Below are 15661 nucleotides of genomic sequence, written 5' to 3' on the forward strand. Positions count from 1 at the left end.
AGGTCAAGCCTGTGTGTGGCATGGGAAATGGCTGAGAGTCCTGAGCACCTGCCCAGGGCGACTACCGTGGTGCGGTGGCCGCCATTTCCTCACCCCGTCTGCCGACCCCGCGGTCCGCAGCCGGGTCTCCCGCCACAGCGACGACCCGGTCAACCGCACGGTCGATGGCCGACGACGTGCGGGAGCGGACCGACGACCAGCTCGCCACCCTCCTGCGACGTCGCCAGGACCTGGCCCGCCCTGCGCCCGCCGACCTGTCGTCCCTCGCGGCCCGGGCCAGCACCCGCGCCAGCGTCCAGCGCGCCGTCGACTCACTCGACCTGGCCCACCTCCAGGTGCTCGAAGCCGCCGTCGCCGCCACCTCGCCGCTCGACACCACAGCAGTGGGCGCCCTTCTCGGGGTCCCGACCGGGGAGATCGAACCCCTGCTCGACGACCTCTGGACGCTCGCCCTCCTGTGGCGCAGTCCCGAGGGCTTGCGGGTGACCCGCACGGTCGGCGAGGTTCTCCCCCACCCCGCGGGTCTGGGGCCTCGGGCCGCCGACAGCTTCGTCGACGTACCACCGACGGGGCAGGTCCCGACGCTGCTCGCCGACGCCCCACCCGCGGCCCGCGCCATCCTCGACCGACTGACCTGGGGTCCCCCGCTGGCGGTCCTCCCCCCGGGCACGCCCGACCGGCTGGCCGACGGCGCGCGGTGGCTGCTCGAGCACCACCTCGTCTTCTCCCCGACGGCCGACCAGCTGGTGCTGCCCCGCGAGGTGGCGTTGGCCCTGCGCGACGGCCGCAGCCATGCCGCCCCGGCGCTGCGGCCCCCCGCCCTCGAAGGCCAGCCCCGCGCGGCGGCGGAGGTCGACGCCGCGGCCGGCCAGCAGGTCACGGACCTGCTCGCCCTGGTCGACGAGCTCGCCGCCGAATGGGGTCTTCGCCCGCCCCGGGTGCTTCGCTCCGGAGGCCTCGCGGTACGAGACCTCAAGCGTCTCGCCTCGGTGCTCGACGTGGACGAAGGCCGTGCGGCCTTCGTCGCCGAGCTCACGTATGCCGCGGGCCTCCTCGCGGACGATGGTTCCCTCGATCCGTCGTGGGCTCCCACCCCCGCCTATGACGAGTGGCAGCAGCACCCCGGCGACCAGCGCTGGGCCGTGCTCGCCCGGGCCTGGCTGCTCACCACCCGCGCCCCGCACCTGGTGGGCACGACGCCCGCCGGCGCGTCCGGCACCGTCAACGCCCTGGGTCCGGACGCCCACTGGCCGCCGGCCCGCGGACTGCGCAGGGACGTCCTCGAGGAGCTGGCCGCGGCGCCGACGGGGTTGGCCCCCGAGCGGGGCAGTGTGGGCACCGCCGTGAGCTGGCGGCGACCTCGGCGCGTCCCTGCCAGCCTCGACACGGTGGTCGCCGCGGTGCTGGGCGAGGCCGAGTGGCTGGGCGTCACCGGCCGTGGCGCGATCTCCACCGCCGGTCGGGCACTGCTGGCGGGTCGAGCGGACGCCGAGCTCGCCGCCGCGATGCAGCCGCACCTGCCCGAGCCCATCGAGCACGTGCTGCTCCAGGCCGACCTGACCGCCATCGCTCCCGGGCCACTGGCCGGTGGCCTGGCCACCTTCATGCGCCTCGTGGCCGACGTCGAGTCACGCGGTGGTGCCACGGTGTACCGGTTCAACCAGGACTCGGTGCGGCGGTGCCTGGACGCCGGGTGGTCCGTCGACCAGGTGCTCGGAGCCCTGACCGATGCCAGTCACACCCCCGTTCCGCAGCCGCTGGACTACCTGATCCGCGATGTCGCCCGCAGGCACGGACAGGCGCGGGTCGGTGCGATGCGGGCCTACATCCGCTGCGACGACGAGGCGACTCTGGGCGCCATGATCGCCGACAGGGAGCTCTCACCACTGCAGCTGCGGAGCATCGCCCCGACCATCCTCGTGTCACCCGTGGCCGCCGACACGGTGCTGGACTTCCTGCGCGAGAACGGTTTCGCGCCCGCCGCCGAGACGCCTGACGGCGGAATCATCGTGCCCACCGCCGGGCAGCATCGCACGCCGCTCCAGCGACGGCCCGCCCCCGTCACGGCCCAGGCCGTCGACGACGAGCTCGTGACCACGATGGTCGGTGCCCTGCGCGCCGGCGAGGAGGCCGCGGCATACCAGCGCGAGCAGGTGGCGAGCAGGCCGGGACCGAGCCTGCCGAGCACCGACCCGACAACCACCCTCGCGGTCCTGCGCGACGCTGCGGCGGACCGGCAGGCGGTCTGGCTGGGCTACTCCGACGCGGACGGGCGGACCCAGCGGATCCTCTTCTACCCCGACCGGGTGGAGGGTGGCAGGGTGCACGGCACCGCCGACGGTGCCGCGCGGACGCTGTCGATCCACCGCGTCACCGGCGCCGTGCAGGGCTGAGGAGAGGCCTTCCCCATCGGGTGCGAAAGGCCTCCCCTCAGGTCACGATCGTGTGCGACTGAAGATCACGTGCCGGATCGCGGTGACCACGAACCAGCCCGCGGTGAAGAACCCGATGGCCGACCACGACGGGTACGGCGTGCCGGTCACCACGCAGAACCCCAGCCAGAGGCAGACGATGACCGTGCCCTCGAGGCAGGCGCCGTTCAGGGCCTTCCACATCGTTGCCGGTTCCGAGGTCCAGTTCATGGAAGTCCCCCTCAACAGGTCACGTAGTAGGAATCGTAGGCCGCCAGGGCCGCGCCACCACCGGTCATCGGCATCCTGACCTTGTAGCACTTGCGATGCGCGATGGCGGCGTTGACGGTGTTGATGATGTCGGTCCGCACGAGGATGAAGATGGCCTGGCAGGTCGTCCGCGAGACCGGGTCGGGCATGAAGTTGCAGACGAGCCCGGCGACGAGGGTCCGGTTGTCGTTGATGAAGGCCTTCAGCCTCCACGTCTCCGACCAGTTGAACTTGATGTAGGCGACGGGATAGAAGTAGTACCACCCGGACACCACGGTCGGGTCCATCACGATGGGGTATGCCGCGTCCGTGGTGTCGACCACCTGCCGCAGGCTCTGACCCTGGACCTCGAAGTGGGTCGGCAACGCCCGGCCGACCGCATCGACCGCCCACGGAGCGAGAATGCGGCTGCCCGTCTGACGGCCGTCGGCGTCCCGGACGTCGTAGGCACCGTCGACGGCCTTGTCGATGGTCCAGCCCGCCGGCACCACGTCCTCGAACACTCCAGACGTCTGGCCCTCGGTCAGCTTGGCGACGAGGCGAACGTCGGACCCGTCACTCTGGATCCAGGTCTTGAGGCCTTTGGCCGGCTTGATCCGGTGCCCACCCCTGTCGAGACCCGCCGCCGGGACCACGTGCCCGACCTGACCGGTCTTTGCCTCGATCATGCGTTCAACGTCGGCGTCAGCTCCCCCTGGCGCCCCCCATGCGGCGGCGGTCTGACCGACCATCGCCACGGTCGTCGCGGCGACGACCAACACCTTTCTCAACTGCATGTGTCCTCCCCTGTGGATTCGAACGCGGGTGCGTTCGAGCAGGAAGGTTGCCAGAGATAGCCATGCATTGGCTAGTCCTTGCCCACGATTGCCTATAATTGGCAGTGGTTGTTGCCGTGACGGCGCCGTGACGGCGCACGAGGCTGCGCTTTTCGCTGGACGCGGTGGCTGGACGCGGTGGCTGGACGTGATGGCTGGACATCCACCGCCCGAGGCAACCGACCCCAGATCAGGACTGCGTCGAGGTCACGCCCCGGCGAGGGCGCGGACGACCCCGGAGGGAGACGGGCGGCCCAGGTGGCCGGCCATCCACACGCTCGTCTCGACGAGGGCGGCGAGGTCGACACCGGTCTCGACACCCGCTCCGTCCAGGGCCCACACCAGGTCCTCGGTGGCGAGGTTTCCCGTGGCGCTCTTGGCGTAGGGACAGCCACCGAGGCCGCCCGTGGACGCGTCGACGACGGTGACTCCGTGCCGCAGGGCCGTCATCGTGTTGGCGAGCGCCTGGCCGTAGGTGTCGTGGAAGTGCACGCCGATCCGGTCGGCACCGATGCCGCGCGCCTCGAGGGCGTCGAGCAGGCGACTCACGTGCCCGGTGGTGCCGGTGCCGATGGTGTCGCCGAGGGAGAGCTGGTCGGCGCCGAGGTCCATCAGCCGCTGCGAGACGTCGACCACCTGCTCGACCGGGACCGGTCCTTCCCACGGGTCGCCGAAGCACATGGAGACGTAGGCACGGACCCACAGTCCTGCCTCCTTGGCGCGCGCCACGACGGGGGCGAACATCTCGACGGACTCGGCAACGGTGCGGTTGAGGTTCTTGCGGGCGAACGTCTCGGTGGCGCTCCCGAAGATCGCGATCGCCCCGACGCCTGCCTCGAGCGCGTTGTCGAGACCGCGGTCGTTCGGCACGAGCACCGGTCGGCGGGCCCCGCGGCCGAGGTCCCCGAGGTCGTCCAGCACCTCGCGGGCATCGGCGAGCTGCGGCACCCACGTCGGCGGGACGAAGGACGTCGTCTCGATCGTCTCCAGCCCGGCGGCGGCAAGCCGGCGGATGAACTCCGCCTTCACGGCGGCCGGGACGATGGCCTTCTCGTTCTGCAGGCCGTCCCGTGGGCCGACCTCGTAGATGGTGACCCGGCTCGGCAGCTCCGGGTCTGGTTCGCGCTGGGGCAGTCCGATGGTCACGGTCTGATCCTGCCATTCCCGGACTGGCGAACGGTCCCCCGCGGCAAGGGTTAGATTTGCACCCGAACGCAGGCGACGCCCGAAGGGACGCACGATGAGCGACACACCACGCAACGACGAGACCCCCGAGTTCCGCGACCCCACGGCGCCGATCGAGACCGACCAGACCCAGGAAGTGCCGCCGATCCCGCCGGCACCCGCCTCTCCCGCCAGCCCTGCTGCACCGCAGCCGACCCCGCAGCCGGCGCCGCCAGGCCCCCCTCCCGGCGTCCTGCCCGGTGGCCAGCCCGCCTATGGCCCGCCGCCCGGCTCCGCCCCGCAGAACCCGTATGGCGCGCCCGCGCCCGGCGCCGGTGCGCCGCCTCCCCCGCCGAACCCCTACGCCAGCGCTCCCGGCGCGGGGCAGCCGAACCCCTACGCGGGTCAGCAGTTCCCCACCCAGGGCCAGGCGCAGGGTGGCTACGCCGGCGCTCCGCCCTACGGGGCCCCGCCCGCCGGCGCTCCGCCCTACGGCGCCCCGGCGTACGGCGCCCCTGTGTACGGCGCTCCGGGCTACGGCGCTCCCACCTATGCCACACCGCGGTCCCTCAGTGGCAACACCATCGCCCTCCTCGTCGTCTCGGGCCTGGCCACGCTCGGGTGCGGCTTCGGCATCGTCGCTCTGGTCTTCGGCATCATGGCCGCGGCCAAGAAGGACGACCCATCCACCTCGGCCAAGTACACCAAGTGGGGCTGGATCGCCTTCGGCGTCGGGCTCGTGCTGTCCGTGATCGTCGTCGGCCTGGTCATCGCGGTCGCCGTGACGAGTGGCACCACGACCTACGACTCGTCGTACTAGGTCATGCCTGATGGCCCCCTGATCGTCCAGAGCGACAAGACGCTGCTGCTGGAGGTCGACCACCCCCGCGCCGAGGAGGCGCGGCGGGCGATCGCCCCGTTCGCCGAGCTCGAGCGCGCACCCGAGCACATCCACACCTACCGGGTGACCCCGCTGGGCCTGTGGAACGCGCGCGCCGCTGGTCACGACGCGGAGCAGGTGGTCAACGCCCTCATCACCTTCAGCCGGTATGCCGTGCCGCACGCCCTGCTCGTCGACGTCGCCGACACGATGGACCGCTACGGCAGGCTGACGCTGGAGAAGGACCCCGAGCACGGCCTGGTGCTGCGCACCACCGACCGTCCGGTGCTCGAGGAAGTGTTGCGGCACAAGAAGATCAAGCCGCTGATCGGTGAGCGCCTCGACGCTGACCGCGTCATCGTGCACCCCTCTGAGCGCGGCCACCTCAAGCAGGAGCTGCTCAAGGTCGGCTGGCCCGCCGAGGACGAGGCCGGCTATGTCGACGGCGAAGCCCACGCCATCGACCTCGACAACGCCGACTGGTCGCTGCGGCCCTACCAGCAGCAGGCGGTCGACGGGTTCTGGCACGGCGGCTCCGGGGTGGTCGTCCTTCCCTGCGGCGCCGGCAAGACCCTGGTCGGGGCGGGAGCCATGGCGGTCGCCAAGGCGACGACGCTGATCCTGGTCACCAACACGGTCTCGGCGCGGCAGTGGCGCGACGAGCTGCTCAAGCGCACCAGCCTCACCGACGAGGAGATCGGCGAGTACTCGGGTGCCCGCAAGGAGATCCGACCGGTGACGATCGCGACCTACCAGGTGCTGACCACCCGTCGAAAGGGCGTCTACACCCACCTCGACCTGCTCGACGCCCGCGACTGGGGCCTGATCATCTACGACGAGGTGCACCTCCTCCCCGCGCCGATCTTCCGGATGACCGCCGACCTGCAAGCCCGTCGTCGACTCGGGCTCACCGCGACCCTCGTGCGCGAGGACGGCCGCGAGGCGGACGTGTTCTCCCTCATCGGCCCCAAGCGCTACGACGCCCCGTGGAAGGACATCGAGGCGCAGGGCTACATCGCTCCCGCCGACTGCGTGGAGGTGCGGGTCACCCTCCCCGACGCCGACCGCCTCGCGTATGCCGTGGCGGAGCCCGAGGACCGCTACCGGCTGTCCTCGTGCAGCCCGGTCAAGAACCCCGTCGTCGAGCGGATCGTGGCCCAGCACAAGGGTGAGCCCACCCTGGTCATCGGCCAGTACCTCGACCAGCTGGCCGAGCTGTCGGAGCGGCTGGACGCGGACGTCATCACCGGCGAGACGCCGGTCGCCCAGCGCCAGAAGCTCTTCCAGGCGTTCCGCGTCGGCGAGATCAACCTGCTGGTCGTGTCCAAGGTCGCGAACTTCTCGATCGACCTCCCGGAAGCCAGCGTGGCCATCCAGGTGTCAGGCACCTTCGGCTCCCGCCAGGAGGAGGCCCAGCGCCTCGGCCGGGTGCTGCGCCCCAAGGGAGACGGCCGCACAGCGCACTTCTACACCGTCGTCTCGCGCGACACCGTCGACGCCGAGTTCGCGGCGCACCGGCAGCGCTTCCTCGCCGAGCAGGGCTACGCCTACCGCATCGTCGACGCCGACGACGTCGACGCCACCGCCTGACTCGTCCAGACGGCATACAGACAACTCCCAGACTCAGGCCCGAGACTGGGTGACGTGACCACTGTGCAACCCGAGGCGCGCCTCCTCGTCGTCGAGGACGAGCCCAACATCCGTGAGCTGCTCGCCACCTCCCTGCGCTTCGCGGGTTTCGAGGTGCACGTGGCTGCCGACGGCGCCACCGCCCTCCACCTCGCGACCGTTCACGAGCCCGACCTGGTCGTCCTCGACGTCATGCTCCCGGACATGGACGGCTTCACCGTGACCCGCAAGCTGCGCGACACCGGTCGCCAGCTGCCCATCGTGTTCGTCACCGCGCGCGACTCGGTCGACGACAAGATCAAGGGGCTGACCGTCGGGGGTGACGACTACGTCACCAAGCCGTTCAGCCTCGAAGAGGTGGTCGCCCGGATCCGAGCGGTGCTGCGGCGCACCCGCGGCGAGGTGGACGAGGGGGCCTCGATGCGCTTCGAGGACCTCGAGCTCGACGAGGACTCCCACGAGGTGAGCCGGGGTGGTCGCTCGATCGACGTCTCCCCCACCGAGTTCAAGCTGCTGCGCTACCTCATGCTCAACCCCAACCGGGTCCTGTCGAAGGCGCAGATCCTCGACCACGTCTGGGACTACGACTTCCGCGGCGAGAGCGGCATCGTCGAGTCCTACATCTCCTACCTGCGCCGCAAGATCGACCTCGAGGGTGTGCCGCCGCTGATCCACACCAAGCGCGGCGTCGGCTACGTGCTGCGCAAGCCGCCGGAGGCGTAGTGGGAACGCCAGCGTCCGCGGCGGGGACGCTTCCCATGACTCCCGGCGGCGGTCCGGCGAGGGAGTCGACCGGAGACCGCGTCCGGCAGCGCCTGGAGGACCTCCCGCTGCGGGTGCGCCTCGTCGCGGTGCTGCTGACCCTGCTGCTCGCCGCACTGACGCTCACCGCCGGCGCCACGGCAGCGCTGATGCGTCGTGACCTGATGAGCCGGATCGACACCGACCTGCGCATCGCGGCGGCGCCGATCGCCCGGCAGGCCCTGTCCGCCGTCGTCCGGGGCAGCAGCAACGCCAGGCTGCCGAGCAACTACGCCTTCGTCCTCGTGCCGACCGACGGCGAAGACCCGATCACGGTGCGTTCCAGCACGGCCGATGCCCTGCCGCGCGTCGGCGCCCTCCCCCTCGCCGACGCGCGCGTCCGCACGGGCAAGCCCTTCACGATCGGATCCGTCGACTCCCCGCTCCAGTGGCGGGCCGTGGCCGGCAGCATCGGCGGAGGGTCTGCCACGTTCGTCGTCGCGGTGCCCCTCAACGGCGTCAACCACACGGTGAACCGGCTGATCCTCGTCGAGCTGCTCATCGGTCTCGTCGTCCTCGGGGCAATGGGCCTCGTAGGTTGGTATGCCGTGCACCGGGCTTTCCGCCCGTTGCGCCAGATCGAGGACACGGCGGCGGCGATCGCCGACGGTGACCTCGCCCGCCGCATCCCCACCCGGACCGCGAAGGACGAGGTCACCTCGTTGTCCCGCTCGCTCAACGTCATGCTCGCCCAGATCGAGCAGTCATTCGCCGCGCGCGAGGCCTCCGAGGAGCGGATGCGACAGTTCGTCGCGGATGCCTCGCACGAGCTGCGCACCCCGCTCGCGGCCGTGCGAGGCTACGCCGAGCTCTACCGCCAGGGCGCGGTCAGCGAGCCGGCCGACGTGGCCAGCGCGATGACGCGGATCGAGGGCGAGGCCACCCGCATGGGCGGCCTGGTGGAGGACCTGCTCGTCCTGGCCCGCCTGGACGACCAGCGACCGCTGCGCTTCGCACCCGTCGACCTGACGGTGCTGGCGGCCGACGCCGCGCAGGACGCCCGCGCCATCGACCCCACCCGCCAGATCGCCGTCTCCGGGCTGTCCGGGCCCTTGGGTCCGACGGTGGCGCCGGGGGACGACGCCAAGCTGCGCCAGCTCCTGGCCAACCTCGTCTCCAACGCCCTCAACCACACCCCCAGTGGCTCACCTCTCGAAATCGCTGTGGGCACAAGGGAATCCGACAAGCACATCGTCGTGGAAGTGCGCGACCACGGGCCGGGAGTCGATCCCGACAAGGCACGCAAGGTCTTCGAGCGGTTCTACCGCGCCGACCCGTCCCGGGTGCGCGGCACCGGTGGCGGCAACGGCCTCGGCCTGGCCATCGCCGCCGCCATCGTCAACTCGCACCAAGGACGGATCGGCGTCGCCCAGACCCCCGGCGGCGGTGCCACGTTCATCGTGGAGCTGCCCACAGGCAACTCTCAGGCGGCGCCCAGCACCCCTTGACCTTGGGCCGGTTGACTCAGGTCACCAAGCCACACCAAGGAGCGCGAACGCCATGACCCAGATCCACCCGGACACCCGACCGGACACCACCGGTGACGGCGCCCAGCCTCCCCAGCAGCCGACGGCATCGCACGATGACCAGCTGTGGGCCGCGCCGACGCAGGGCGCTCCTGCCCAGGGCGAGCCGGCGGCCCCGGTCTGGTTCGGCCAGACGCAGGAGATCACGACACCTGACAACCGGACCCAGGAGCTCCCGCGCGACCACGCGGCCCTGGGCCTCCCCGCGACGGGTGCCCACCCGGCATACCCGCCGTTCTCACAGACTCCGGCTGGGCCGCCCCCATCCTTTCCCACTCGGGACGGGGCAGAGCCTGCCCAGCCGGGCAAACGGCGCCGACTGACGGAACTCACCGCCGTCGCGGCGCTCGCCGCCCTCCTCGCGAGCGGCGGCACCTACGCCGCGGTCCAGCTGGCCGACGGTTCGCAGACCTCCTCCGCTGCGAGCACGTCGACCCTGGGCCGCGGCGCGGACGCCGGACCGGTGGTCCAGGCCTCCGCCACCAACCCCAACTGGACGGCCACCGCGGCCGCCGTGGCGCCCAGCGTCGTGGCCATCACCGTGAAGTCGGGCCAGAGCGAGGCCCAGGGGTCCGGCGTCGTCATCGACGCCAAGGGCCACATCCTCACCAACAACCACGTGGTGAGCGGCGCCGGCTCCGGCGCGAGCATCACGGTGACGCTCAACGACGGGCGCACCTACAAGGCCACCGTCGCGGGCACCGACCCCAGCACGGACCTGGCCGTCATCACCCTGAGCAGCGCCCCGAGCGACCTCAAGCCGATCGCGATCGGCAACTCCGACGACATCAAGGTGGGCGACCCGGTCATGGCGATCGGCAACCCGCTCGGCCTCGCCGGGACCGTCACCACCGGGATCGTCAGCGCGCTGAACCGCCCGGTCACCACAGCCGCCGAGGACAACAGCCAGCAGCAGGACCCGTTCGGCCAGAGCCTGCCCGGGCAGGACCAGCAGCCCCAGACGAGCAGCGACGGCAACTCCGTCGTGACCAACGCGATCCAGACCTCCGCGGCCATCAACCCCGGCAACTCCGGTGGCGCGCTCGTCAACGCTTCAGGCCAGCTGATCGGCATCAACTCCGCCATCGCCAGCCTCGGCTCGTCGAGCAGCAGCCAGAGCGGAAGCATCGGCATCGGGTTCGCCATCCCGGCCAACGAGGCCAAGAGCATCGCGTCGCAGCTCATCTCCTCCGGCAAGGCCGAGCACGCCTTCCTCGGGGTCAGCCTCGGGGACGGCACGGCCTCCGACGGCACCAGCCAGCGCGCCGGCGCCGAGATCACCGCGATCGCGGCCAACACCCCGGCCACCGACGCCGGCCTCCAGAAGGGCGACGTGGTCATCGCCGTCGACTCCGAGCGGGTCGACTCGGCCCTGTCGCTGGTGGCCAACATCCGCGAACGCGCCGTCGGCGACAAGGTGACCCTGACCGTGCTGCGCAACGGCAAGCAGCTCAACCTCACCGCGACCCTCGTGGCCAAGGCGGCAGCGACCAACTGACCGCCGGTCCTCCCCCGGCCGGGCTGGGCGCCTCGTCTCCTTTCCGAGAGCGCCCGGCCCTGCGCCGCCATCGATGACCGGCGAACGACCAGCTCGCCCAACACTTGGTGCAGGCCGTGCTCACGACCTCGCGCCCCTCGCCGAGCTGATCGTTCGGCGGCGGTTCGCGACAAAACCGTTCGACGCGGGGGTCGCTCGGTGGCAAGGTAGACCCTTGTGTCTGCAACCGCTCCCGCCCCCGAACTCACGCGCGAGCAGGACTACCTCGTCGCCGCGCGCGAAGCCCTCACCCGGATGCGCGAGCAGACCCTCTCGCTGAAGATCCAGGCGCACGACCCGATCTCCGCCGAGCACCTCGCCCGCACGCTGCACCTGCGTGCCGCCTCGCTCCAGGACGACCCGTCGACCACGCTCTTCTTCGGCCGCATCGACACCGACACCGACGAACGCTGGTACATCGGGCGTCGCCACGTCGCGGACTCGGCCGGCGACCCGCTGGTCATCGACTGGCGAGCCGGCATGTCGACGGCGTTCTACCGCGCCTCGCGGACCGAGCCGATGGGGGTGGTGCTCCGGCGCCGGTTCGGGCTGGACCACGGCGCGATCACGGCCTACGAGGACGAGCACCTCCAGGACCGGGCCGAGCACGACGTCCGCAGCCAGATCCTGGCCGAGGAGATCGAGCGGCCCCGCGTCGGGCCGATGCGCGACATCGTCGCCACCATCCAGCCCGAGCAGGACGAGATCGTCCGCGCGGGCGCCGACCAGACGATCTGCGTCCAGGGGGCACCGGGCACCGGCAAGACCGCCGTGGGCCTGCACCGAGCCGCCTGGCTGCTCTACGCCTTCCGCGACCGCCTCGCCCGGTCCGGGGTCCTCGTCATCGGCCCGAACCGGGCCTTCCTCGAACACATCGGCGCCGTTCTCCCGGCCCTCGGGGAGGTGGCCGTCGGCCACACCACGATCGAGGAACTCGTCGCGTCCGTGCCGGTCCGTGGCACCGACAGCACCGAAACCGCTGTCCTCAAAGGCGATGCGCGCCTCGCCGACGTGCTTCGGTATGCCGTGTGGTCGGCGGTGCAGCGCGCGACCGAACCCCTCGTGGTGCCCCGAGGCGTGCGCAAGTGGCGCGTGCCGGCATACGAGGTCAACGAGATCCTGGACGAGCTGAAGGCGAGGGGCGTTCGCTATGACGCGGCGCGCCAGATGCTGCCCCAGCGACTTGCCCACGCGGTCCTCCTGCAGATGGAGGGCGCGGGCGACTCACCCGACGACCGCGTGCAGGACCAGGTGGCCCGCAGCGCGATCGTGAAGAAGTACGTCGCGGCCCTGTGGCCGGCGCTCGACGCGAAGGCCGTGCTGTTCTCGCTGCTGTCCGACCCCGATGTCCTCGCGCGTCACTCGCAGGAGCTCCTGACCGACGACGAGCGCCGGATCCTGCTGTGGGACGACCCGGCTCGCTCCAAGGGCACGGTCCGCTGGTCGCGGCCCGACACCGTGCTGCTCGACGAGCTCGGCGACCACATCGCCCGCACGCCGTCGTTGGGGCACGTCGTCCTCGACGAGGCGCAGGACCTGTCCCCCATGCAGCTGCGCGCCGTCGGCCGCCGGTGCTCCACCGGTGCGGCGACCGTGCTGGGTGACATCGCCCAGGGGACGACGCCGTGGGCCACCGACTCGTGGGAGTCCTCACTGCACCACCTGGGCAAGCCGGGCAGCCATGTCGAGGTCCTCGACCGGGGTTTCCGTGTCCCGGCCAGCGTCATCGAGTACGCCGCCCAGCTGCTCCCCCACATGGCGCCCGGCCTGGGCGCACCCGTGTCGGTCCGCGACAACCGGGGTCGACTCGACCTCGTCGCCGTGAGCTCCGGCGACCTCCTGGCGCGCACCGCGGACGTCGTGGCCGGCGAGCTCGCCGAGCCGGGGTCGATCGGTGTCATCGCCCCCGACGACCTGGTGGCCGAGGTGTCCAAGGCCCTGACCCACCGAGGGATCGACCACGGCGTGCTCGGACAGGACCACGGCGACATCGACCACCAGGTCGACGTCGTGCCGGCCACGGTCGCCAAGGGCCTCGAGTTCGACCGGGTGGTCGTCGTCGAGCCGGCTGCCATCGCCGCCGCCGAGCCCGACCAGCGCACCGGGCTGCGGCGGCTCTACGTCGTGCTGACCCGAGCGGTCTCGGCCCTCACCGTCGTCCACGCCCAGCCGCTGCCTGCCGAGCTCGCCCAACGGCCCTAGCGTCGGGGGTCCTGGCGCGTCGTCGCGGCGACTGCGCCCTCCGCGGCCCGGGGCTCTGTCAGACTCGCCCCGTGCCGGCCCTCATCACGTGGTGGAAGCTCGACGTCGCCGAGCTCGCTCCGGGAGCGCACTCGGACGCCGTCCTGGCGATCGGGTCCGACCTGGTGCGCAGGCTCGACGAGGAGCACCGCAGCTACCACACGACGCGACACCTCGTGGAGCTGTTCTGGGCGCTCGAGGACCTCGAGCGCGCCCACGTCATCTCCGCGCGCGAGGCGGCACTGGGGCGGCTGGCCGGGTGGTTCCACGATGCGGTCTACGACCCCACGACGGCCCCCGGTGACAACGAGATCCACAGCGCCGAGCTCGCCGTCCGCGACCTCAGCGCGCTCGGCTTCGCGCAGGACGACATCGAGGTCGTGCGCGACCTCGTCCTTGCCACGCAGACCCACGAGCTGGCCCACGAGGGCCTGCCCGCCGCCTTCCACGACGCAGACCTGTGGATCCTCAGCGCCCCGCGTGCCCGCTACGACGAGTACACCGTCCAGGTGCGCCAGGAGTATGCCGCCGTGCCCGACGACGTGTTCGCGTCAGCCCGGGCGGCGATCCTGCGGCCCTTCATCGACCGCGAGTCGATCTACGCGACGACCTTCGCCCGGGACAACTGGGAGGACGCCGCGCGGCTCAACCTGGCGGCCGAGCTGGAGACCCTGACGGCGGCGCGTCCTCGATGAGCGGCCACCAGAAGCGCTCGCCGGAGCGCCTGCGGAACTCCTCCCCGCTGACCCACTGCGGGTCGACCGCGTCGTCCTCGGTGGCGGTCAGCTCCGGTGCCGCCGAGCGGATGCGGGCTCGGTAGAGCTGCATCGCACCACCCTCTGCCGGCCACCGTCCCGGTGACTGCGGCTCGAACCGTTCCTGCCCCCAGGGCACCAGGTCCTCACTCGACAGCACGAGGCCGGTCTCCTCGCGGACCTCGCGCAACACGCACTCGAGCACCGTCTCGCCCGGCTCGCGGGCACCACCGGGAGGCCCCCACTCGCCGCGTCGCGGACTGAAGACCACGGCATACCTGCCGTCGGCATCCTGGAGCACCACCATCGCTGCGAAGACCTCCGACTCCGGCGCCAGGTCGTCGGAGCGCACGAGCTCGACGTGGGCCACCGAACCGTCGGCGAAGGGCACGTCCCGCAGCCGGGCCAGCACCGTTCGGCTCATCGTCGGCGTTCCAGGTGCTGCAGGTACTCGATCAATGGCCACCAATGGCGTTGCGACAGTGCGGTTTCTGCGCGATCGGGCTCCAGCCAGGTGCCGTGGCCGGCCTCCTCCGCCGGGGCGAGGCGGTCGCTGTAGACGGCGAAGCAGGCCTTGGGGACCGGCCACGGATAGTCGGCGTCGGGTGTCGGAACGGTGTTGCGGACGTAGCCCAGCAGAGTCGGCGACACGGTCGTGGGCGAGCCCATCAGGTCGTCGACCAGCGCGGCCATCGTCTCGCCCGGTTCGTGGTCGCCCACCGCTCGGGTGGGAAGGTCCCAGCCGCCGTCCGGTCGTTCGACGACGAGCAGGTCGGGCCCGCGCACCAGGGCCAGCCGCACAAGAACCGTGTTGGCCGGCGGCGCGTCCTGACGGGAGGCGATCACGTCGGCCCGTGAGCCCGGTGGCAGCCAAGGCGCCCCGGGCACGGCCTGCACGACGCGCTCGTGCTTGCGCTTCTGGATCCGCAGTCCGCTGCGCTGCAGGATCCGCACCACCTCGCGGCCGTCGACGGGGGCGGCACCTGCCGCGACGAGCGCGGCATAGCTCTCCTGGGGCACGTCGTAGTGGTCACCCTCGAAGCCGCGGCGCGGAATCCCTTGGGCTGCAGCGAAATCGTGCAGCTCGTCGTACGACGTGTCGCTGACGAGGTGGGACCACAGGCGCCCGTGCGCGGGCCATGCAGGCGGGTCGATCCAGATCGTCACCCGGCTGACGCTACCGCTCCGGCCGGTCGGCCCTGTGGATAACCCGGGGACGACGCCGGGGAGGTGCCTAGCCTCGCCACAGGCGGATGTCATGGGGGCACCGCAGGGGTCAGGAGGACAACCATGTCGGCACAGTTCACGGTGGACACCGAGCGGATCCACGCCGCGTCGGGCGACATCGCCCGCATCTCCAGCGAGATCGACAGCCAGGTCACCGCGATGATGGCGCGGCTCAACGGGCTCCAGGGAGCGTGGACGGGCACCGCCTCCGCGCGCTTCCAGTCGCTCGTCGCCGAGTGGCAGGGCACCCAGAAGCAGGTGCGGGCCTCGCTCGACTCGATCGGCGGTGTGCTGGCCGCCGCCGGAGCGCACTACGCCGAGACCGAGGCGCAGACGCTGCGCATGTTCAGCTGACGTCGCGTGGCCCGGACCGCAGGTGGGTCCGGGCCACGCGTCACCTCGACG

At 71.6% G+C, this 15661-nt stretch carries 14 protein-coding genes; 9 read left to right on the forward strand and 5 right to left on the reverse strand.

Going from position 1 to position 15661, the window contains the following annotated elements; all coding sequences use genetic code 11:
• The first annotated feature begins 74 nt into the window (after nucleotides 1-74).
• Nucleotides 75-2393 carry a helicase-associated domain-containing protein gene (locus AC1DVZ_RS11285; RefSeq protein WP_477618288.1) on the forward strand — a complete coding sequence of 773 codons (2319 nt, stop codon included), beginning with the start codon at nucleotides 75-77 and terminating at the stop codon, nucleotides 2391-2393.
• A gap of 42 nt (nucleotides 2394-2435) precedes the next feature.
• Here AC1DVZ_RS11285 and AC1DVZ_RS11290 read toward each other — a convergent pair whose 3' ends face one another.
• The 3 genes from AC1DVZ_RS11290 to AC1DVZ_RS11300 all read right to left on the reverse strand — a co-directional run bounded on the left by AC1DVZ_RS11290 (nucleotide 2436) and on the right by AC1DVZ_RS11300 (nucleotide 4636).
• Nucleotides 2436-2642, reverse strand: a complete 207-nt coding sequence (locus AC1DVZ_RS11290) for a hypothetical protein (RefSeq protein ID WP_477618289.1) — start codon at nucleotides 2640-2642, stop codon at nucleotides 2436-2438.
• A gap of 11 nt (nucleotides 2643-2653) precedes the next feature.
• Nucleotides 2654-3457, reverse strand: a complete 804-nt coding sequence (locus AC1DVZ_RS11295; protein ID WP_477618290.1) for a hypothetical protein — start codon at nucleotides 3455-3457, stop codon at nucleotides 2654-2656.
• A 246-nt stretch (nucleotides 3458-3703) separates the two neighbouring features.
• Entirely contained in the window at nucleotides 3704-4636 is a 933-nt protein-coding gene (locus AC1DVZ_RS11300; protein WP_477618319.1) for a hydroxymethylglutaryl-CoA lyase, read from the reverse strand.
• Between the two features lie 100 nt (nucleotides 4637-4736).
• Between AC1DVZ_RS11300 and AC1DVZ_RS11305 the strand changes: the two genes are divergently transcribed.
• The 7 genes from AC1DVZ_RS11305 to AC1DVZ_RS11335 all read left to right on the forward strand — a co-directional run bounded on the left by AC1DVZ_RS11305 (nucleotide 4737) and on the right by AC1DVZ_RS11335 (nucleotide 13969).
• The gene (locus AC1DVZ_RS11305) at nucleotides 4737-5480 is read left to right on the forward strand and encodes a CD225/dispanin family protein (protein ID WP_477618291.1); all 744 of its coding nucleotides are present in this window, start codon (nucleotides 4737-4739) and stop codon (nucleotides 5478-5480) included.
• A gap of 3 nt (nucleotides 5481-5483) precedes the next feature.
• On the forward strand, nucleotides 5484-7130 hold the full coding sequence (locus AC1DVZ_RS11310; protein WP_477618292.1) for a DNA repair helicase XPB: 1647 nt from the start codon (nucleotides 5484-5486) through the stop codon (nucleotides 7128-7130).
• A gap of 54 nt (nucleotides 7131-7184) precedes the next feature.
• The gene (locus AC1DVZ_RS11315; protein WP_477618293.1) at nucleotides 7185-7892 is read left to right on the forward strand and encodes a response regulator transcription factor; all 708 of its coding nucleotides are present in this window, start codon (nucleotides 7185-7187) and stop codon (nucleotides 7890-7892) included.
• Between the two features lie 35 nt (nucleotides 7893-7927).
• Nucleotides 7928-9418: a sensor histidine kinase gene (locus AC1DVZ_RS11320; protein WP_477618294.1), complete on the forward strand. Its 1491-nt coding sequence runs from the start codon at nucleotides 7928-7930 to the stop codon at nucleotides 9416-9418.
• A gap of 52 nt (nucleotides 9419-9470) precedes the next feature.
• On the forward strand, nucleotides 9471-10994 hold the full coding sequence (locus tag AC1DVZ_RS11325; protein WP_477618295.1) for a S1C family serine protease: 1524 nt from the start codon (nucleotides 9471-9473) through the stop codon (nucleotides 10992-10994).
• A 216-nt stretch (nucleotides 10995-11210) separates the two neighbouring features.
• Nucleotides 11211-13235 (forward strand): HelD family protein, encoded by a 2025-nt coding sequence (locus AC1DVZ_RS11330; protein WP_477618296.1) that lies wholly within the window; start codon nucleotides 11211-11213, stop codon nucleotides 13233-13235.
• A gap of 71 nt (nucleotides 13236-13306) precedes the next feature.
• On the forward strand, nucleotides 13307-13969 hold the full coding sequence (locus AC1DVZ_RS11335) for an HD domain-containing protein (RefSeq protein ID WP_477618297.1): 663 nt from the start codon (nucleotides 13307-13309) through the stop codon (nucleotides 13967-13969).
• On the opposite strand, the gene AC1DVZ_RS11340 is transcribed toward AC1DVZ_RS11335, so the two are convergent.
• Nucleotides 13920-14453 carry an NUDIX hydrolase gene (locus AC1DVZ_RS11340; protein ID WP_477618298.1) on the reverse strand — a complete coding sequence of 178 codons (534 nt, stop codon included), beginning with the start codon at nucleotides 14451-14453 and terminating at the stop codon, nucleotides 13920-13922. The two genes, AC1DVZ_RS11335 and AC1DVZ_RS11340, sit on opposite strands and share 50 nt — an antisense overlap.
• Complete coding sequence (locus tag AC1DVZ_RS11345; RefSeq protein WP_477618299.1) at nucleotides 14450-15196, reverse strand: DUF4031 domain-containing protein; 747 nt, start codon at nucleotides 15194-15196, stop codon at nucleotides 14450-14452. The genes AC1DVZ_RS11340 and AC1DVZ_RS11345 overlap by 4 nt, the downstream gene beginning before the upstream one ends.
• 123 nt (nucleotides 15197-15319) lie before the next feature.
• Here AC1DVZ_RS11345 and AC1DVZ_RS11350 point away from each other — a divergent pair, with 123 nt between their 5' ends.
• Nucleotides 15320-15610: a WXG100 family type VII secretion target gene (locus AC1DVZ_RS11350; RefSeq protein WP_477618300.1), complete on the forward strand. Its 291-nt coding sequence runs from the start codon at nucleotides 15320-15322 to the stop codon at nucleotides 15608-15610.
• Nucleotides 15611-15661: the final 51 nt, after the last annotated feature.

The organism is Pedococcus sp. P2_E5, from assembly GCF_056403895.1.